The following is an 18,684-nucleotide window of genomic DNA, read 5'->3' on the forward strand; positions in this document are numbered from 1 at the left end:
GCCGCCCGGCGGGCGGCGTCCCGTGGTTATTCCTGATTATTTCTTGAGGGCGTCGCGGATTTCGCGCAGCAACACGATGTCCTCGGCGGGCGGGGCCGGCGGCGGCGTCACGACCGGATGCTCGCGCAGGTTGCGCGCGCGGTTCATCAACCGCACCATCTGGAAGATGACGAAGGCCAGGATGATGAAGTTGAGCAGGATCGTGGCGAAGTTGCCGTAGGCAAACACCGCGCCCAGCTTCTTGGCTTCCGCCAGGCTCAGGCCGGCCGCCTGGCCGTTCAGGCCGATGTAGTAGTTGGCGAAGTCGAGCCCGCCGAACAGCTTGCTGATCGGCGGCATGATGATGTCGGTCACCAGCGAATCGACGATCTTGCCGAAGGCGCCGCCGATGATCACGCCAACGGCGAGGTCGACCACATTGCCCTTCATCGCGAATTCTTTAAATTCTTGCATCATTGCCATTTCTATATCCTCGACATGTGGTCATTTGTGAACAAAACCGCGTGTGGATCATACTATTTTTTCAATTAGATTCCAAACACGCTTGCCGTTCGCGCATTTGGACAGCGATTTACGTTATAAGTTTGACCTATATCAATTGGCAAAACGGCCGGGCGCCCTCATAGGGCAGAGTCCGCTAAAAATCAAGCCCAAAATGGTGCGCAAATCGCCCAAATTGGGGTTACGGCAACGTTTTTGCTTTAATTCGCTACACGGTTACCTTATAATTTAAGGTTGCTAGAAGCTACATTCGTGCTTCATCAAGTTTTCAGTTTTCAGGTTTGTTCGCGGTTTCCAGATTTTGTTCGCACTTTGACTGATTGGGGTTTGTATGAGTAACGAAAAGCAGGTCGATTCCGGCCGTCGCGGTTTGCTCGTCGCAACAGGCGCGGCGGGTGGTGTAGTGGGTCTGGCAACCGCGGGGGCGCTGGTGAGCACCTTCCAGCCGTCGGAACGGGCGAAAGCCGCCGGCGCGCCGGTCGAGGTGGACATCTCGGCGCTCAACCCCGGGGAAATGACAACGGTCGAATGGCGCGGCAAGCCGGTCTGGATCTTGAAGCGCACCCCCGAAATGGTGGCGTCGCTGAAAAAGACCGACGGCAAGGTCGCCGACGCCGAGTCCAAACGCAATCCCGAAGAATTCACGCCCGAATACGCCCGCAACGAATGGCGCTCGCGCAAACCCGACATCCTGGTCGCCGTCGGCATCTGTACCCACCTCGGCTGTTCGCCCTCGTCCAAGTTCGCCCCCGGTCCGCAGCCGTCGCTGCCGGACGACTGGGAGGGCGGCTTCCTGTGCCCGTGCCACGGCTCGACCTTCGACATGGCCGGCCGCGTCTTTAAAAACAAGCCGGCGCCGGACAATCTGCAGGTTCCGCGCTACATGTTCTTGAGCGACAACAAGCTGGTCATTGGCAAAGACGAGAAAGGCGAGGCGTAAATCATGGCGGCTTTCAAAGAGACAAAACTGCCGGCGAACGCGCCGGTGGCACAAAAAGCACTAGGCTGGGTCGACGACCGCTTCCCCCTGACCAAACTGTGGAACGATCAATGGGGCAAATACTACGCCCCGAAAAATTTCAACTTCTGGTACATCTTCGGCTCGCTGGCGATGCTGGTGCTGGTGCTGCAGATCGTCACCGGCATCTTCCTGACCATGCACTACAAGCCGGACGCCAACCTGGCCTTCGGCTCGGTCGAATACATCATGCGCGAAGTGCCGTGGGGCTGGCTGGTGCGCTACATGCACTCGACCGGCGCCTCCGCCTTCTTCATCATCATCTACCTGCACATGACGCGCGGCTTGCTGTACGGCTCGTACCGCAAACCCCGTGAACTGATCTGGCTGTTCGGCTTCGCCATCTTCCTGTGCCTGATGGCCGAGGCCTTCTTCGGCTACCTGCTGCCATGGGGCCAGATGTCGTACTGGGGCGCCCAGGTGATCGTCAACCTGTTCGGCGCCATCCCGCTGATCGGACCGGACCTGTCGCTGTGGATCCGCGGCGACTACGTCGTCTCGGACGCCACCCTGAACCGCTTCTTCGCCTTCCACGTGATCGCCATTCCGCTGGTGCTGCTGGGCCTGGTTGCCGCGCACTTGATCGCGCTGCACGAAGTCGGCTCGAGCAACCCGGACGGCATCGAAGTCAAAGAGAACCTGGGCCCGGACGGCCACCCGGTCGACTCGATCCCGTCGCACCCGTACTACACGGTGCACGACCTGTTCGGCGTGTCGGTGTTCCTGCTGATCTTCAGCACCGTGGTGTTCTTCGCGCCGGAAATGGGCGGCTACTTCCTCGAGTACAACAACTTCCTGCCGGGCGACTCGCTGAAGACCCCGCTGCACATCGCCCCGACCTGGTACTTCACCGCGTTCTACTCGGTGTTGCGCGCCACCACCGCCGACTTCATGTGGGTGCTGATGTTCTTCGTGGCCGCCTACGTGGTGTTCGTCTGGCTCAAGTCCAACCTGCCGCGCCTGGTGAAGATCGCCATCGCCGTCATCGCGCTGGTGGCCATCATCGGCATGCTGCCGCAGATCCTCGACGCCAAGTTCTGGGGCGTGGTGTTCTTCGGCAGCTCGGTCGTGATCCTGGCCTTCCTGCCGTGGCTAGACAAGTCGCCGGTCAAATCGATCCGCTACCGTCCGACCTGGCACAAGTATGTGTATGCCGTGTTCTTCCTGTCGTTCCTGACCTTGGGCTACCTCGGCACCCTGGCGCCGACCGACGGCCGCACCCTGGTGTCGCAAGTGTGCACCCTGCTGTACTTTAGCTTCTTCCTGTTCATGCCATGGTGGAGCGCCATGGGCACATTCAAAAAAGTGCCCGACCGCGTCGTCTTCCACGCGCACTGACCGTACCTTGGCTAAAGTATATAAAGGACATGACATGAATTTTGCAAAGAAACTGCTCGCCGCGCTGGCCCTGCTGCCGGCCCTGGCGTTCGCCAACGAAGGCGGCGTCGCGCTCGACAAGGCACCGGACCGGTCGAACAACATGGCCGCGTTGCAACATGGCGCCAAGCTGTTCGTCAACTATTGCCTGAACTGCCACAATGCCTCATCGATGCGCTACAACCGCCTCAAGGACCTGGGCCTGAGCGAGGAGCAGATCAAATCGCACCTGCTGTTCACCGGCGAGAAGGTCGGCGAAATGATGACCACCACCATGCATCCGAAGGATGCCAAGGTCTGGTTCGGCGTCGTGCCGCCGGATCTGTCGGTCATTTCGCGGGCGAAATCGTCGGGCGCCGGTACCGGCGGTGACTACCTGTATACTTACCTGCGCAATTTCTACCAGGACGACACCCGCCCGACCGGCTGGAACAACCGCGTGCTGGAAAACGTGGCGATGCCGCACGTGCTGTGGGAGTTGCAGGGTGTGCAAAAGATCAAGATGGAAACGGTGCCCGATCCGCACGATCCGGCCAAAACGATCCATCAGTTCGCCGGCTTCGAGCAGGTCAAGGCCGGCAGCATGAACAAGTTGGAATTCGACACCGCGGTAGCCGACCTGGTCGGTTACATGGAGTGGATGGCGGAGCCTGCGGCGCAGACCCGCAAAAAATTGGGCGTGGCGGTGGTATTGTTCATGTCCCTGTTCGTCTTGCTGGCATGGCGCCTGAACGCGTCGTTCTGGAAAGAAGTTAAATAATCGAGAGCGCCGGCTGGCCCGGCGCTTGTTTTGCGATGCCCGCCGCTGGCGGGCGATCGATCCGGGGTGATCCGTTCGCGGGTTCACCCCCTTAGTTTTTAAGGAACTACAAAAAATGATGGTTCTCTACTCGGGTACAACCTGCCCATTTTCGCAGCGCTGCCGTCTGGTCCTGTTCGAAAAAGGCATGGACTTTGAAGTGCGCGACGTCGACTTGTTCAACAAGCCGGAAGATATCTCGACCATGAATCCGTATGGTCAGGTACCGATTCTGGTCGAGCGTGAATTGATTCTGTACGAATCGAATATCATCAACGAATACATCGACGAGCGCTTCCCGCATCCGCAGCTGATGCCGGCCGATCCGCTGATGCGCGCGCGCGCGCGCCTGATGCTGTTCAATTTCGAGAAGGAATTGTTCGTCCATGTGCACGTGCTCGAAAGCGAACGCGCCAAGGGCAACGACAAGAGCCACGACAAGGCGCGCGCGGAAATCCGCGACCGCCTGACGACCCTGGCGCCGCTGTTCCTGAAGAACAAGTACATGCTCGGCGACGAATTCTCGATGCTCGACGTGGCCGTCGCGCCGCTGCTGTGGCGTCTGGACCACTACGGCATCGAACTGTCGAAGACCGCCGCCCCGCTGATGAAGTACGCCGAGCGCATCTTCTCGCGCCCGGCCTACATCGAAGCGCTGACGCCGTCGGAAAAGGTCATGCGCCGCTGATCGGTTCGATCGCGGAAACGCCGATGTTTAGTTGAAATTATCGGCGCGCCCACCGTGTTGAACCGGGGGCGTGCCGTGTTTTACCGTAGTCTGGAATACCATGTCCGAAATCTCTACCAAGCCCTACATGCTGCGCGCCATTTATGAGTGGTGCACCGACAGCGGCTACACGCCCTACCTGGCCGTCAAGGTCGACGCCTCGACCACTGTGCCGATGGAATATGTGAAGAAAGGCGAAATCGTCCTCAACATCAGTTTCGGCGCCACGTCGGGGCTGAAGATGGACAACGACAGCATCCGCTTCCACGCCCGCTTCGGCGGTGTCTCGCGCGAAATCTACGTCCCGGTCAACAACGTGATGGCGATCTACGCCAACGAAAACGGCCAGGGCATGGCGTTCGAACCGCAGACCGGCGGGACCGAAGCGCCGCCGCAGGCCGAGGAGACGAGCGTGCCGGGACCGTCCTTGGCGGCCGTGCCGACGCCGGCGCCGGAGGGCAAAAACGAGGCGCCAAGCGCCCCGCAGGACGACAACGACCCACCCAAAAAGGGCGGGCGCCCCACCCTGACGCGGATTAAATAGCGTATAATTTGCCCCGTACAAGTTTCGCCGACTTAGCTCATTTGGTAGAGCAGTTGATTTGTAATCATCAGGTGGCCAGTTCGAAACCGGCAGTCGGCACCAATAAAATCAAGGGCTTACAGCGATGTAAGCCCTTTTTCTTTGTTAAGTGTCAACGGAATGTCAACGCCAGTTTGGCATCGACCGCTTGGCGTGCAAAAGCTATTTCAATTTTCACCCGACCCCGCCGGCGAGATGAGCTCGAGTCGATCAGGCAGCGCGGACCACGAGCATACAACAACCAAATTGGATTTTTATGAGCCGAGGATACCCTACGTACAGCAAGGCAGCACAAAAAGGCGACCGTGGCGTTGATCTAGTTTCTCGCGTGTTCAATGAGGAGTTTGGTTGGTTGTTTAAGAGAAATCATCAAGAGCATGATTTTGGCATCGACGCTCAAGTGGATATTGTTCTGGAAGATGGAACCGTGACAGGGCAACTACTTGCCCTGCAAATCAAATATGGAAAATCTTTTTTTGAAGAAAAAAATCAGTGGGGATACGTATTTAGAGGGGAAGTGAAGCATTTTAACTATCTCTCCAATTATCCGACACCTGTCCTAATTACAATTTGCCATCCGGACACGAAAGACATTTACTGGGTCGTTTTTGCCGCAGAGACGACTTCTAGAGCAGGCAGTAATTGGAAAATTACCATCCCTTTTGAAAACAAATTAAATGGGGCAAAACAACGAATCTCTTCATTGCTTCCTCCTCCGTCTGACATTCTCGATGAGATGCAAGATTTTTGGAACATCAACGAAGTTCTCGTAACTCATGAACATATCCATTTCATCATTACCCGCGACGAAGTAAAGAGTCTTGACGTTACTTCGATACGAAGATTCTTTGACCGGATACGTAGTACAAAAGAGCTTGCCTACCACTGCCAAGGAAAGGTGGAAATAAGCTTCCATGGCTATGACAGCGATCTGAGGGAATTGTTCGAGATCCCGGAAATGCGACGATTCGCACCTGTACTAGTGACAGCACTTCCTGAACTTTTATTCTTTGCCTATACGGGAGAACGTGCGGAAACACTTAAAGCATTAGCTCTATGCTTAACCACGGTGGAGGTTCGCTCACGAACACCAAACGAACACAAAAAAATACCTATTGAAGTAACAACAAAAGAAATTGGTGATTTCCTGTTTAGCCAGTTTCCTGGCTTAAATGAAATGACCGAATGGCTCGGCATGTCGGTTGAGGAAAATAAGCGCATCTCTTACAGAACCACGCGTGCAACGGGAATTAATCTTCCCGAAGATTTTGAAACTCTGTAAATTTAAACGACAATCGCCCGTGAACATTGAATACAGTGGGCTATAAATCTAAATTTTCTGCCGTCTTCTTGGTCCGCAGGCACAGACAGCAAGCAACAGACGGATCTTGTACTCGTGGTGTCTGTAATGACCCAACGAAATCTGCTCAACTTACGCGGCTAATGCAAAAGTAGCCGCCGGGGTTTGCATCCGCAGCGCCTGGTGCGGGCGCTTGTGGTTGTAAACTGTATCCAGTCGCCGATCACGCGGCTGGCGTGCTGCAATGTCTCGAAACGATGCCGGTGCGTGCATTGTTCCTTCAAAGTTCGGATTACCCGTTCCACCATGCCATTTTGCTGCGGACAGTGCGGCGTGATGAACTCCTGCTTGAGGCCATAGCCACGCACCAGGGCCGTGAAGCTGCGGCTGGTGAAGACCAAGCCGTTGTCACTGCGCAGCAGGAACGGCGCCGGCACACGGCCCAGCGTGCCAAAGCGGGCAATCAGAGCGTGTTCCAGCGCGCTTAAGGCCGTGCAGGCCTTGCCGCGCTTGACGGCCCAGGCCAGCGTTACGGCGCTGATGTACTCAGGGCCGTTATCGCACAACGAATGACCAGTGGCTTGCCTCGCCATTCAATGATCCTGTCGAGCGATCGGATCACCCGTTCAGAGGGCGGCGAAAAGTCGACCTCGATCCCGAGTCCTTCGCGGTTGTAGTCGTCGATCACGTTGAACAAACGGATGCTGCGGCATTCAGCAAGTTGGTCGTGCATAAAGTCCATCGACCAGGTCTGGTTGATCTGCGTGGGCACGGCCAACGGTAATGGTTTTTCCCGCACAAGGCGATGCCGCGGCTTGATCCGTAGGTTCAGTTCCAGTTCGCGGTAAATCCGGTAGACGCGCTTATGGTTCCAACTGAACGACTTCACGTTGCGCAGGTAGAGGAAGCACAGTCCGAAGCCCCAATTACGCTGACTGGTGGTCAGCCGCACCAGCCAATCGGCAATGACCTCATTGTGCGCGTTCAGCTTGGCTTCGTAGCGATAGCAGGTTTGGCTGATGCCGAAGGCCAGACAAGCGACCTTGACGCTCATGCGGCCGGCCTCAACGTAGTGACGCGCCATCTCACGCCGGCGAGATGGCTTCACCACTTTTTTGCCAAAGCCTCCGCAACGATCTCGGCCTTCAGGCGCTCCTCGGCGTACATCTTTTTCAGACGACGATTTTCGTCTTCCAACTCCTTCATGCGGGCCATCAGCGAGGTGTCCATGCCGCCGAATTTGGAGCGCCATTTGTAGAACGTAGCGTTGCTGATGCCGTGCTCGCGGCACAGTTCAGGGACTGGCGAGCCGCCCTCGGCTTGCTTGAGGATGGCGATGATCTGGCTATCGGTAAAGCGGGACGTCTTCATGCAGAACTTTCCAAATCTGAGTTTGGAAAATTCTACTTTTAAACGCGATCATTTGCTGGGGGATTACCAGATGAAGCGACAACTACGTTGACAAACACCGACTGTTAGCTGCGAAAATCAAATTTGGATTTTATCTAACTTCCCCTTTTGATTTGGGGAAGATTTGAAATGTCATGCAGTCTGAAACGGAAAGCGCACATGTCGTCCCGGCGGAGCCCGCGCCTACGGGCTTCTAACCCCCACTACTGCGCACTTTTTCTCGGCTCAGGAAGCTCATGCGAACCACATACCGCCAAACATGCGCACCGGTGAATTTTTCTTGCAAAGCACATGAATGCAAGATAATCTTGCGTTGTGGATGAATGCAAGATACAATGCCGGGGTTAACTTGGGGGTATTCAATGGACTCGACAGCAATCCGCTTTCGACTGCAAGCGTTGCGGGACAAAAACAAGATGACGCAGAGTCAACTTGCCGACGCTCTTGGCTTTAAAGATCGCCAGACGCTGTCGCAAATTGAGACTGGCGATCGAAAGCTTGGATTCGAAGAAATGGTCCGAGCCGCTGAAGTTTTCGGTGTCGGAGTGGATTACTTTACTGATCCCTTTGAACTCGCAGGCGAAGGCAAGTTTTCTTGGAGGCAAACGAATGCGGATGCTCAAGAGCTTGTTGAGTTTGAGCACACCGCCGGGAAATGGATTGCCGCGTTCAGGCATTTGGCGAGAGTACGGGGCGACTCAATTCACTCTTCATTGAAGCGAGTTGCGCTTACTCAAAAATCGACATTCGAAGATGCAGTGGCTGAGGGCGAGGCGATAGGGGCCGCCCTTGGGTTGGGCGACACACCGTCTTCTCGCCTCGCTGCCGCCGTGGAAGAAAAGCTGGACACCCTAGTTCTGTATGTCGATACAGTTACTGGTGTTTCGGGGGCGGCATGTCAACTGGATCAACTCAATGCAGTAATCGTTAATCGAAGAGAGCATGCCTCCCGAAGAGTTTTTGACCTTGCGCATGAGCTATTCCACCTTCTGACATGGCACACAATGCCTCCAAAGCATGTTGAGTCTGTTTCGCTTCCCACTGATAAAGGCGAAAAACGTGTGGAACAGCTGGCAGAAAATTTTGCTGCGGGGCTTCTGATGCCAACTAGGGTAATCAAAAGTTATATCGGAAGCAACCCAATGCCACAAGGTGTTGCGCTTGCTGCTTGGATTCGCGCGCTTGCATCCCACTTTGGCGTTAGTGGTCTCGCATTGAAGTGGCGCCTCGTAAATATGGGGCTTATAAAGAAGACAGATGTAGCGGATGAGTTTCTGCGAGGGAACGGGGACGATAACACCTCACATTTGCCAGCTCGGTACAGCAAGCGATTCGTCTCCGCTATTTTATGGGGCATTGATGAGGGGCATGTATCTACACGACGCGTTGCGCAGCTATTGAGGATTTCCGTGGACGACCTGCAAGATCTTTTTGCAGAGCATGGACTTTCCGCTCCATTTGACTTATAAGTGGTCGCATGACTTTCAGTTCAAAACAACGAGTTCTTGTCGATACCAATGTCATCATTGAAGCCCACCGAACAGGTTGTTGGAAGACGATTGCCGGATATTTCAGCCTAGAGACAGTAGAGAAGGTAATTGAAGAGACGCAAACAGGTTCTCAAAATCGGTCGCCGGAAACTCATATTGATGAAGCAACTCTGCGAAGTTCGATTCGTCACGTACAAATTATAACCAGCGAGATGCGTGCCAAATTTCACCAAACCTACCCAAACGTGCTGCTCGACGACGGGGAGCGTGATCTGTTGATCTATGCCGGCAGTCTTCCAGTCGGCGAAGTCTGGCTGCTGAACAGCCCCGATATGGCGGCCGTGCGGCACGCACATTCGCGTGGATGGATAGATCGGCTCGTCTCGTTAGAGACCTTGAACGGGCACTTGAAAGGCAAGCTTGGTGCCACGCTCAAGGAAAACTATGGTGAACGCTGGCTGAGTGTCCGCCGAACCCAGCTTCTTTTAGGGTAGTGGCAAAAAATTGCCATCTGAAGCTGCAACCCCTTGAAACTTATCGAACTTCGATTCAGGCAGTCGGCATCAGCAAAAACAATCACTTAGCCCAGCCCTTACCGGCTGGCTTTGTGTTCTAAAATCCGATGGATGCATCGTGCAGCTTTTTTTTTGCACGCCGGCCTCGATTGCGCTGATGTGAGCAAACCAGCGTGTTCAGCGCGCGCGTAACAGTAGGATCCGGCAGGCTCAAGCCGCCAAAGGCGCAGGTTGGACTTGCAACGGAGTTTTCGCGAAGCGCTGTTCAGCTTGCCACAAATCATATGCGCTCTGCTCCGCCAGCCACAGCCGCGCTTCGCCGCCCCGCTCTATGCCCAGCCATGCCTCGATACGCAAAGCCATCTCCGGCGAAATAGCAGCGTGCCCGTTTAGGACACGAGACAGCGTGACACGATTGACGTCCAGCTGCTGCGCGGCTTCAGTCACTGACAGACCCAGCGCTGGTAGCACGTCATCACGTAAAGTCAGTCCCGGATGTGGTGGGTTAAACATGCGTGCCATGATATTCCTAATGATAATCTTGATAGTCGACAAGGATGGCATCCGTCCCCTCGAATCTGAAGGTCAACCGCCAGGAATTAGCGCTTGCCATCCGAACTAGCCGCGCCGACACGCGCCAAACTTGCGCGCGCTCCGGCCACGGCTTGCAAGCGCTCTTGCAGGTAGGTGCTCAGGCGTGGATGCTGGCTAAAAGCGACGTTGAAACGGATGTGCCGGTCGGGTGTGTCATTCACCGAGAAGGCGGCGCCACGCATGAGCAGGATCTTGTTGCGGTAGGCGTCTTGCACCAGCAGATCAACGTCCAGGCCTTCCGGCATCGTACCCCACAAGAAAATGCCGGCGTCCCCAGGCTGCTCGAAACGCACGCCCGCCGCGCTCAATTGGCGCGTGCTAGCGTTGCGTGCCACCATGATCTTGCGTTGTAGACGATCCAGATGTTTGCGCAAGTTGCCGGCTCTGAGCACTTCCAGCAGCACATATTCATTCAGCGCCGGCGTCGTCATGATGGAATGGATCTTGGTCCGCATCAGCACTCTGAGCAAGGCGGGGGCGGCGGCGAGATAGCCCATGCGCAAGGCGGGGCTCAGCGCCTTGCAAAAGCTGGAGTAATAAATCACACCATCAAGCCCGGAGAGGGATGCCAGCCGCGTACTATGGCCTTGCTGAAAATGGCCATGCACGTCGTCTTCGGCGATCAAGAAACCGTATTGCTGCGCCAACATCAAGACCTTGTGCAAATTGGCGGCGCTGCTGCTCCAGCCTGTGGGATTATGCAAGGCCGTTTGCATGAACAGCAGGCGTGGACGGTGCTCGCGGCAGGCGGCCTCCAATTCGTCCAGATCGAGTCCATCGGGGCGCCGCTTGATGGACACCAAACGAATGCCGTCCTGGCGTAACCTGCCAAACATCAGAAAATAACCCGGGTCTTCCACTAACACGGTGTCGCCAGCTTGCAAAAAACTTCGGCAAATCAAGTCGATCGCATGGGTGCCGCCAAAGGTGGTGAGTATGTGGCCGGCGTCAAAGGGGGCGCCGATGCCGCGCAACAGCAGCGCGATGTGCTCGCGTAATTCCGGAAGTCCCTGAGGCGGACAGCGCGAGGCCATGCCGGCGGCGCTACGCGCCAAGGCCCTCTGCACGGCGGTGGCCGGTACCGCGTCTTGCAGCCAGGTCGGCGGCAATGCGCCACTGCTTGCCAGCAATATACCAGCGCGTTGGTCGTTTCCTTGCTGCGCCAACCAGACCGGCTCTTGCTCCTCGCCCGCTTCCAGCGCGACCTCATCGGGAAGCGATTTGCTGGTGTCGTTCCTTGTGGAGACAAAAAATCCCGCCGTGCCATGGGAATCAATGACGCCTGCCGCGACCAACCTGTCATAGGCCACCACGACGGTATTCGTGCTGACCGCCAACTGGGCGGCCAGCTGGCGTATCGACAACAGTTTGGCGCCTCCAGCCAGGGCCCGGCTCTCGACCATGTGGCGCAACTTTGCCTCAATCTGCTTGGACAAGGCGATGGGAGAGGAGCGGTCGATGGCGAACATGATGAAAGTCTAGCGTAAAAACATCGCGGCCAGCACGAGCAAGGTTGCGCCCATCGTTAAATTGAAGACGCGCTGCTTGCGCGGATCTTTTAGCAAGCGACGAATCGAGACGCCAAACAAGGCCCACATGACATTGCAAGGCATTCCCACCAGGGTGCCAATCACCGCCACCAGTAGCGCGCTACCGACCGTGTTGTGCCCCGCAGGCATGAAAACCGATGCCACGGTTATGGCCTTCAGCCAGCTCTTGGGGTTAAGCGCTTGAAATGCCGTAGCCTGGGCAAATGACACCGCCTTGGGTGCATGCGCTCCCCCCACCGATGCTCCACTGAGTTTCCATGCCAAAAACACCAGGTACAACGATCCCGCGATACGCAGCGCTTGTTGCGCCCACGGGTAGGCTATAAAAACACTTCCCAGCCCCACGCACATCAGCATGGTTTGCACGAACATGCCGACCTGGATGCCCAGAATGGCTGGCAGCGCGCCGCGCGCACCAAAATTGGCGCCAGTGGTGGCGAGCATGACGTTGTTCGGCCCGGGGGAGGCCGACATTACGAGGCAATAGCTCATCAAGGGCAAGAGTTCGATCATGGTGTGCAATTCGCGGCATGGGAATGGCACAAGTCTAGAAGTGCGGCGCGGCGGGGACAAGGCACAAGACAAAGGGGACAGACCCATGCTGTATCAATCGATGTACAGCTACAGTTGCCTCATCGATGGATGGCCCATCACACAAAACATTTCCTTCGCGGGCCAGCCACGCACGATTGACGACCGCCTGATCAGCATCTGCCAATTAATACTGATTCGGCCTCACCTCCCGCAATCTTGCTACAATCGTCCCATGCGACAGTTCCTTGCCATGATCATCGCGCTGGTCTTCGTGCTGCACAGCTCCCTGCTGGCGGCCGCGCCCGCTCGCATGTGCTGCAAGAACGCCGATTGTCCAGTGACGCAATGCGTGGCGATGGATTGTCTGCCGGCCGCGATGCCCGCCATCGCCGCCGATATCGCACTGTCCGCGCCGACGCTGACGCGCCTGCCAGCCCACTGCCCCGCCCCGACCATCTCTCCGGCACCGGTGAGAGATGTGTGGTGCCCGCCCGATTAGCACGCCGAAGTGATGTTACGAGCAGCTCAACTTCTAGCTAATAAAGGAAACACCATGAAATCAATCATCATCAAAGCAAGCGCCGTGACGGCCATCCTGCTGGCTTCGGCTGGCGCCTATGCGGCGACCACCATGGACTGCTGCGGCAGCCTGGAATGCTGCCTGAAGATGCTCGCCTGCTGCTTCTAACAGGTAGCAATTAAAAGGCCCGCCGGCGAGGGATCGCCGGCGGGCCTTTCGCCAATCTGCAAACACCTCGCGGGTTACTTGGCGCCGTCATCCGGGCATGGCATTCCCCCATCCGCCCATTTCTCCAATACCTGCACAAACTCCTCGTGCGACATCGGCGGTTGCGTGCGGTTGGCGCCGGGATTCCAGGCCCACAACACCAACGGATCGGTTTTCATATGTTCGATGACCTGCTCGCCGGTTTTGCGGTTGCCGTTGCGGACCGGATCGCGCATCTGCCGGCAGACTGCTTTCTTGTCCAACCCCTGCCAGCGCATGCTGAGCGGCGCCAGATGCCAGTTCGGCGCGCCAGGCACCTTGCCCTGCGCGGTGTTGGTAGCCTGGTGACAGGCGGCGCATTGCAGCACCGCCGAGCCATGGCCGTCTTTTCCCCGCACCACCTGCTGCGCGTGGAGCACCGCGAAATCCTTCTGGCGCGGGGCGTCGGCCTGATGGCAATTCACGCAGCGCGGCGTCATCACCACGCTGGCGACCGGGTCGAACAGCGCGCCGGGAGCCTTCTCCGGCGCGGCATGAGCCACGCCCACCGACCCAACCAGACCCACTCCCAAGGCCAGAAACAGCGCCAAACCCGCATGCCGCATCATGCCTGCCCCGCCGCCTTGTGGATCGCCGCGCGGATGCGCGGGTAGGTGCCGCAGCGGCAGATGTTGCCCGACATCGCCTGGTCGATATCCTTGTCGCTGGGTTTGGGGATCGCGCGCAACAGCGCGGTCGCCGCCATGATCTGGCCGGACTGGCAATAGCCACATTGCGGCACGTCGATCTCGGCCCAGGCGAGCGCCACGCGCTTGCCCACCGGCGTGGCGCCGATCGCCTCGATGGTCGTCACCTTCTTGCCCGCCGCCGCCGACACCGGCAGCACGCACGCGCGCGTCGGCTGGCCGTCGATGTGGACGGTGCAGGCACCGCACAGCGCCATGCCGCAGCCGAACTTGGTGCCGGACAGGTGCAGCTCGTCGCGCAGCACCCACAACAGCGGTGTGTCGGGTTCGGCGTGCACGGGGACGGCCTTGCCGTTGATGTTCAGTGAAATCATGTCTGCTCCTGTGGGGTTGCCTGCAACGCCGTGGCGATCGGCAGTTTGCGGATGCGTCGGCCGGTGGCGGCGTAGACGGCGTTGGCCAGCGCCGGCATCAGCGCCGAGGTGCCCGGTTCGCCCATGCCGCCGGGCGCTTCGTCGCTGGCGACGATGTGGGTTTCGATGACCGGCGTTTCGTGCATGCGCAGCACGCGGTAATCGTGGAAGTTGCTTTGTTCGACGCGGCCGTTCCGGAACGTGATGTCGCCCCACAGCGCGCCGGAGATGCCGAAGACGACGGCGCTTTCGACCTGCGCCCGCACGGTGTCGGGATTGACCACGATGCCGCAGTCGAGCGCGCAGACGACGCGCTGGACGCGCACCTCGCCATCCGCGATACGCGCGTCGACCACCATCGCCATATAGGTGCCAAAGGCGAATTGAAACGACAGGCCGCGGCCAATGTCGCCGTCGCGCGGGCCCCGCCAGTTGGCCTTCTCCGCCGCCAGCTTCAACACCCTTTCCGCGCGCGGATTCTTGTCCAGCAACGCCAGCCGGTAGCGCAGCGGATCGGCCTTGGCGGCAGCCGCCAGTTCGTCGATGAAGCTCTCGACCACGAACACATTGTGGCTCGGGCCGACGCCGCGCCAGAACGCGGTCGGTATCATCGGCGGTTCGTGCCGCGTGTACGCCACCTTGATGGCCTTGAAGGCGTAGGGTGGCGCCTCGGCGCCGTCGACGGTTTCCGTGTCGAAGCCGTTGTTGAAGGCCGGCGGCAGGAAGCGCGCCAGGATCGACGAACCCGTCACGTGATGCGACCACGCCACCGGCATGCCCTGCTCGTCGAGGCCGGCGCGCATGCGGTCGTAGAAGTACGGACGGTACATGTCGTGCTGGATATCCTCCTCGCGGCTCCAGATCACCTTGACCGGATGCCGGACCGCGCGCGCGATGCGCACGGCGCGCTCGACGCCGTCGATTTCCAGCCGACGCCCGAAGCCTCCGCCGAGCAGAAAGTTATGGACGGTGACGTTCGCTTCCGGCAGGCCTGTGACCTTGGCGGCCACGGCCACGGCACGGGTGACGACCTGGGTGCCGGTCCAGACGTCGCAGCGGTCCGCCTGCACGTGCACGGTGCAGTTCATCGGTTCCATCGGCGCGTGCGCCAGGAAGGGCAGCTCGTAGACCGCTTCCACCACGTGCGCCGCTTTGGCAAAGGCCTGTTCCGGTTCGCCGTCGCTGCGCACCTTGGCCGCGCCCTGGCCGGCGGCACGGGCCATGTCGGCGACGATGTCGGCGGTGGACAGATGCGCGTTCGGGCCATCGTCCCAGCGCAACGCCAGCAGCGACAAACCCTTCTGCGCCGCGCCGTAGTTGTCCGCGACCACGGCGGCGCAGTCTTCCAGGCGCACCACCTGGCGTACGCCGGGCACCTTGAGCGCTGCCGCCTCGTCCAGGTCCAGCAAGCGGCCGCCATAGGCCGGCGTGATGGCCAGCGCCGCCACCTTCATGCCCGGCAGCTGTACGTCGATGCCGTACCGTGCCGAGCCATCGAGCTTGCCCGGCGTGTCGAGGCGGCGCGCGGCCGTGCCGATCAGGCGGAAGTCCTTCGGCTGCTTCAATACGATCGCCTCGGGCGCGGGCAATGGCAGTTTGGCCGCCGCCGCCGTCAGCGCCCCATAACGCAGCCTGCGGCCGCTGGCCGCGTGGATCACCGCGCCCTTCTGCGCGCGACAGCTTGCGGGATCGACGCGCCACGCTTCGGCCGCCGCCCGCACCAGCAGCATGCGCGCGGCGGCGCCGGCCTGGCGCATCGGCAGCCAGGCGGCGCGGATCGTGGTCGAACCGCCCGTCACCTGGAAGCCCAGCGCCGGATTGATGTAACGCTTATCGTCGGCGCCGGCGTGTTCAAGTACGACGTCGCGCAAATCGACCTCAAGCTCCTCGGCAATCAGCATCGGGATCGAGGTATACGTGCCCTGTCCCATCTCGACATAGGGCATCGTCATGTGGACCTTGCCGTCGGCGGCGATGCGCACCACCGCGTTGGCTTCCCAGTCCGCAGTGGCGGCGCTGTCGCGCGCGCGGACGGACGGGATGGCGACCTGCAGCAGCAGGCCGCTCCCCGCCGCCACGGCTTTGAGAAATAAACGGCGATCGGTCATGCAAACTCCTTGCGCGGCGCGCTCATACTTTGGTGGGTGCTCAATGGCCAACGGGGATCGGATTGTCTTTGAGCGACTGGTTGAAGGCGTTGACGAACGCGTGTTCACCGGAGCCCGGGTTGTCGCGCAGCGCCCGCACCTGCTCGACGTAGACCTCATCCTTGCCGCTGGCCAGGCCCGCCATGGTGGCGGCGACGAAATCCGGCAGCGGCATGGCGCGCGCATCGCCGCTCTTGTAGACCAGGTCGGTATCGACCCACGGCGGCGAAATCTCCACCACGCGCACACCGCTGCCGGCCAGCATGAAGCGCTGCGACAGCGCATACGAATGCATCGCGGCCTTGGTGGCGGAGTAAACGGCCGTGCTGGCCAGCGGCACGAAGGCGAGCACCGACGAGTTGTGGATCACCAATGCGTCCTTCTGCCGCTTGAGGTGCGGCAGCAGCGCCGATGTCATGCGCACCGGACCGAGCAGGTTGGTGGTGACCGTCTGCACGGCGGCGGCGTCGTCGATCTCGCCGGCGGCGTCGTCGAAGGGCATGATGCCGGCGTTATTGAACAACACGTTCAGTGCGGGGAAGTCCTTGACCAATTGGGCGGCCACCGCCCTGATCTGTTGCGGATTCTGGATGTCCAGTTGCACGCCGTGCATGCCAGGGTTGGCCTTGGTCACTTCGTCGAGCAGCGCCGCGCGGCGGCCGCTGATGATGACCTGGTTGCCGAGGCGATGGAATGCTTCGGCGATGCCGCGTCCGATGCCCGACGTGCCGCCGGTGATGAAGATCGTATTGCCGCTCGGTTTCATGATGCCTGCCTTCGTTCGGTTGGTTGGGTGCTTGCAATTCTGAACGCACTTCACCGCCCGCAGCGGACGTACTTCCCGCAATAAAAGACATCTTGGAATCAATGTCCGAAAGCGAGGGTTTCCTGTCCGTTTCGGTGGCGCGGGCGCTCCTATAATCGGTGGCACTATCGATTCGAAAGGAAATCATGCACACGCTGCTCGACAAAATCATCGAAGCACACGGCGGCACGGCGCGCTGGAACGGATTCAGCACCTTGTCGGCGCATCTGTCGCAGGGGGGTGTCATCTGGCCGCTCAAAGGCAAGCCGGGCTTGCTCGACGAAGTGGACGTCCAAATCAAACTGCATCAACCGTGGACGTCGCACAGCCCGTTCGGCGCTGCGGCGCGCACCGAAGTGACGCCGCAGCGTGTCGCGCTGGTCGGCGCGGACGGCGCGCTCATCGAAGAAGCCCTGGCGCCACGCTCCAGCTTTGCCGGCCACCAGCTCGACACGCCGTGGAGCAATACGCAGTTGGCTTATTTTGTTGGCTATGCGATCTGGAACTATTTCACGATGCCTTTCATGCTTGCTGGTCCCGGTTTTTCACTATCGGAGCTGTCTTCCTGGGAAGAAAACGGCCAAGTGTGGCGCCGGTTGCAGGCCACCTTCCCAACCGACCTGGCGACCCACAGCCCGGTACAGACGTTCTATTTTTCCGACGACGGCTTGCTGCGCAGGCATGACTACGACGTCGACATCAGCGGCGGCGCGCCGGCGGTGCACTATCTGTCCGAACATGTGGTGGCGCAAGGCATCACGGTGCCGACGCGGCACATGATTTACGTGCGCGACGCCGACGGCGGCCATCAACCCGAGCCCCTGGTGGTATCGATCAGTGCCAGCGACATCCGGTTTGCCTGAATCGGCGGCGCGGCTGGTCCACGTCCACATCCGCCACCCGGAGGCCATCGTCAGCGCCGGCCTGGCCGCGCTGCTGGCGGATTGCCCGCATGCCCGGATTGCGGACCAACCGCCCGGTCGGCGCGGCGGTGTGGACGTGGTCGTCACCGATTACGCCGATGCCATGAACCGCTTGCCCGGCGCGATCGAGCGCGGCGAGCGCATCATGATCATCAGCCAGCGCGAGCGCGAATGGGATGTGCGCGCCGCGATGGCGGCCGGTGTCCATGGCTATGTTCCCCAGCGCTGCGATGTGGCCGAGCTGCATGCCGCCTTGCGCGCGCTCGGCGAGGGGCAACGGTATTTCAACAAGGAGCTGCTGGCGCGCGCGACGCAGAATCTCTCCGCCGGCGCGCTGACGTCGCGCGAGGGCGAAGTGTTGGAGCTGCTCGCCCTGGGATCGTCCAACAAGCGCATCGCCATCACGCTCGACATCGGCGTCGGCACGGTCAAGAGCCACATCAAATCACTGTTTTGCAAGCTAGGCGCCACGGCGCGGACCCATGCGGTCGTGCTGGCAACGCAGCGCGGGTTGGTGTCCTACCGGAGCGGTCTTTCCCTGCAAGCGTCGGTGGTCAGACTGCCGGATTGAAGCGCGTAGAATAT

20 protein-coding genes, 1 tRNA gene and 1 pseudogene are annotated in these 18,684 nt (G+C 59.4%); 13 read left to right on the forward strand and 9 right to left on the reverse strand.

All coding sequences use genetic code 11. The features are described 5' to 3' along the window. Positions 1–36: 36 nt before the first annotated feature. Entirely contained in the window at positions 37–462 is a 426-nt protein-coding gene (gene mscL / locus AC07P1_RS06055) for a large conductance mechanosensitive channel protein MscL (protein ID WP_363499349.1), read from the reverse strand. A 370-nt stretch (positions 463–832) separates the two neighbouring features. Here mscL and petA point away from each other — a divergent pair, with 370 nt between their 5' ends. The 7 genes from petA (at position 833) to AC07P1_RS06090 (ending at position 6,287) form a co-directional block, all read left to right on the forward strand. Continuing rightward, positions 833–1,441, forward strand: a complete 609-nt coding sequence (petA, locus tag AC07P1_RS06060; protein ID WP_090325520.1) for a ubiquinol-cytochrome c reductase iron-sulfur subunit — start codon at positions 833–835, stop codon at positions 1,439–1,441. A 3-nt stretch (positions 1,442–1,444) separates the two neighbouring features. Continuing rightward, positions 1,445–2,857 (forward strand): cytochrome b, encoded by a 1,413-nt coding sequence (locus tag AC07P1_RS06065; protein ID WP_494694942.1) that lies wholly within the window; start codon positions 1,445–1,447, stop codon positions 2,855–2,857. Positions 2,858–2,891: 34 nt separating this feature from the next. Then, positions 2,892–3,656 carry a cytochrome c1 gene (locus AC07P1_RS06070; RefSeq protein ID WP_494694943.1) on the forward strand — a complete coding sequence of 255 codons (765 nt, stop codon included), beginning with the start codon at positions 2,892–2,894 and terminating at the stop codon, positions 3,654–3,656. A 115-nt stretch (positions 3,657–3,771) separates the two neighbouring features. Beyond that, a complete protein-coding gene (locus AC07P1_RS06075) occupies positions 3,772–4,383 on the forward strand; it encodes a glutathione S-transferase N-terminal domain-containing protein (protein WP_017877976.1) in 612 nt (203 codons plus the stop codon). 100 nt (positions 4,384–4,483) lie between these two features. Further along, on the forward strand, positions 4,484–4,966 hold the full coding sequence (locus AC07P1_RS06080; RefSeq protein ID WP_494694944.1) for a ClpXP protease specificity-enhancing factor: 483 nt from the start codon (positions 4,484–4,486) through the stop codon (positions 4,964–4,966). Positions 4,967–4,992: 26 nt separating this feature from the next. Continuing rightward, a tRNA-Thr gene (locus AC07P1_RS06085) sits at positions 4,993–5,068 on the forward strand. A 193-nt stretch (positions 5,069–5,261) separates the two neighbouring features. Beyond that, positions 5,262–6,287 (forward strand): DUF4365 and DUF1817 domain-containing protein, encoded by a 1,026-nt coding sequence (locus AC07P1_RS06090; RefSeq protein ID WP_494694945.1) that lies wholly within the window; start codon positions 5,262–5,264, stop codon positions 6,285–6,287. Positions 6,288–6,437: 150 nt separating this feature from the next. On the opposite strand, the pseudogene AC07P1_RS06095 reads toward AC07P1_RS06090, so the two are convergent. Next, positions 6,438–7,676, reverse strand: a pseudogene (locus AC07P1_RS06095) (IS3 family transposase). A gap of 401 nt (positions 7,677–8,077) precedes the next feature. Between AC07P1_RS06095 and AC07P1_RS06100 the strand changes: the two are divergent. Beyond that, complete coding sequence (locus tag AC07P1_RS06100) at positions 8,078–9,184, forward strand: XRE family transcriptional regulator (RefSeq protein WP_494694946.1); 1,107 nt, start codon at positions 8,078–8,080, stop codon at positions 9,182–9,184. A gap of 8 nt (positions 9,185–9,192) precedes the next feature. Then, complete coding sequence (locus AC07P1_RS06105) at positions 9,193–9,699, forward strand: hypothetical protein (protein ID WP_494694947.1); 507 nt, start codon at positions 9,193–9,195, stop codon at positions 9,697–9,699. Between the two features lie 231 nt (positions 9,700–9,930). Here the strand turns inward: AC07P1_RS06105 and AC07P1_RS06110 are convergent, their stop codons facing one another. From AC07P1_RS06110 to AC07P1_RS06120, 3 genes are all read right to left on the reverse strand, one after another. Continuing rightward, on the reverse strand, positions 9,931–10,242 hold the full coding sequence (locus AC07P1_RS06110) for a HigA family addiction module antitoxin (protein WP_494694948.1): 312 nt from the start codon (positions 10,240–10,242) through the stop codon (positions 9,931–9,933). Between the two features lie 77 nt (positions 10,243–10,319). Continuing rightward, positions 10,320–11,783 (reverse strand): aminotransferase-like domain-containing protein, encoded by a 1,464-nt coding sequence (locus AC07P1_RS06115; protein ID WP_494694949.1) that lies wholly within the window; start codon positions 11,781–11,783, stop codon positions 10,320–10,322. Positions 11,784–11,792: 9 nt separating this feature from the next. Next, positions 11,793–12,377: a LysE family translocator gene (locus AC07P1_RS06120; RefSeq protein WP_494694950.1), complete on the reverse strand. Its 585-nt coding sequence runs from the start codon at positions 12,375–12,377 to the stop codon at positions 11,793–11,795. A gap of 253 nt (positions 12,378–12,630) precedes the next feature. Here AC07P1_RS06120 and AC07P1_RS06125 point away from each other — a divergent pair, with 253 nt between their 5' ends. Together AC07P1_RS06125 and AC07P1_RS06130 are read left to right on the forward strand one after the other, a co-directional pair. Further along, positions 12,631–12,897, forward strand: a complete 267-nt coding sequence (locus AC07P1_RS06125) for a hypothetical protein (RefSeq protein WP_494694951.1) — start codon at positions 12,631–12,633, stop codon at positions 12,895–12,897. Positions 12,898–12,951: 54 nt separating this feature from the next. Beyond that, a complete protein-coding gene (locus AC07P1_RS06130; RefSeq protein ID WP_363499331.1) occupies positions 12,952–13,086 on the forward strand; it encodes a hypothetical protein in 135 nt (44 codons plus the stop codon). A 74-nt stretch (positions 13,087–13,160) separates the two neighbouring features. Here AC07P1_RS06130 and AC07P1_RS06135 read toward each other — a convergent pair whose 3' ends face one another. From AC07P1_RS06135 to AC07P1_RS06150, 4 genes are read right to left on the reverse strand one after another with little or no spacing between them, the layout of a single operon-like run. After that, positions 13,161–13,733 carry a hypothetical protein gene (locus tag AC07P1_RS06135; protein ID WP_494694952.1) on the reverse strand — a complete coding sequence of 191 codons (573 nt, stop codon included), beginning with the start codon at positions 13,731–13,733 and terminating at the stop codon, positions 13,161–13,163. Further along, positions 13,730–14,185 carry a (2Fe-2S)-binding protein gene (locus AC07P1_RS06140; RefSeq protein WP_494694953.1) on the reverse strand — a complete coding sequence of 152 codons (456 nt, stop codon included), beginning with the start codon at positions 14,183–14,185 and terminating at the stop codon, positions 13,730–13,732. Before AC07P1_RS06140 ends, AC07P1_RS06135 begins: the two co-directional genes overlap by 4 nt. Continuing rightward, positions 14,182–16,332 (reverse strand): xanthine dehydrogenase family protein molybdopterin-binding subunit, encoded by a 2,151-nt coding sequence (locus AC07P1_RS06145; RefSeq protein ID WP_494694954.1) that lies wholly within the window; start codon positions 16,330–16,332, stop codon positions 14,182–14,184. The genes AC07P1_RS06140 and AC07P1_RS06145 overlap by 4 nt, the downstream gene beginning before the upstream one ends. 40 nt (positions 16,333–16,372) lie before the next feature. Continuing rightward, positions 16,373–17,137 carry an SDR family oxidoreductase gene (locus AC07P1_RS06150; protein WP_494694955.1) on the reverse strand — a complete coding sequence of 255 codons (765 nt, stop codon included), beginning with the start codon at positions 17,135–17,137 and terminating at the stop codon, positions 16,373–16,375. Positions 17,138–17,322: 185 nt separating this feature from the next. Here AC07P1_RS06150 and AC07P1_RS06155 point away from each other — a divergent pair, with 185 nt between their 5' ends. Both AC07P1_RS06155 and AC07P1_RS06160 read left to right on the forward strand, forming a co-directional pair. After that, positions 17,323–18,039 carry a hypothetical protein gene (locus AC07P1_RS06155; protein WP_494694956.1) on the forward strand — a complete coding sequence of 239 codons (717 nt, stop codon included), beginning with the start codon at positions 17,323–17,325 and terminating at the stop codon, positions 18,037–18,039. Next, positions 18,032–18,670: a response regulator transcription factor gene (locus AC07P1_RS06160; RefSeq protein WP_494694957.1), complete on the forward strand. Its 639-nt coding sequence runs from the start codon at positions 18,032–18,034 to the stop codon at positions 18,668–18,670. Before AC07P1_RS06155 ends, AC07P1_RS06160 begins: the two co-directional genes overlap by 8 nt. Positions 18,671–18,684 lie beyond the last annotated feature (14 nt).

It is taken from the genome of Duganella sp. GW821-FHT07F09 (genome assembly GCF_059418705.1).